1 pseudogene is annotated in these 455 nt (G+C 44.8%); it reads right to left on the bottom strand.

Annotation, left to right across the window (positions count from 1 at the left end):
- Positions 1 to 326, bottom strand: a pseudogene (locus CWB98_RS23205) (transposase); the annotation flags it as partial.
- Positions 327 to 455: the final 129 nt, after the last annotated feature.

The raw sequence follows: 455 nt of genomic DNA, 5'->3' as shown, positions 1-455 counted from the left end.
ATGAACTTTTGAGTCAGCCAGCTTCCCTTAAATAACTTATGCCAGCGAATCACTATCGCTTTATCTGACAACCGTTCAGCCTTCTTATTATCCACATACAACACAAGATGCGTGTGATTGCTCATCACCGCATAACCACACACCTCAATACAAAACACCTTGGCAAGAGCCAGCAGTTTTTCTTCCACCCAATCTCGTCGATGCTCATAAGACTTACCCGTTAAACGGTCTTCACCACACAAAAATGCGCGCCGCACACACCGGGAAATGCAGTGGTAGTATTTGGTATCCGATAAGCTGACCTGTCTCTTCCTTGCTGTTGGCATAATTCATTACCTCATCCATTGAGTATTACCTAAAGGTAGACGGCGCACATCCTGTATGCCAATTTGGGGTGGGTGTCTCACAAATTCTTCACAATTTAAGGGACAATGCTGCACACTTGCGCCATTTTT

This window comes from Pseudoalteromonas rubra (assembly GCF_005887115.1).
GTDB classification, from domain to species: domain Bacteria; phylum Pseudomonadota; class Gammaproteobacteria; order Enterobacterales; family Alteromonadaceae; genus Pseudoalteromonas; species Pseudoalteromonas rubra_F.
This window is presented reverse-complemented; position numbering and strand designations above follow the sequence as displayed.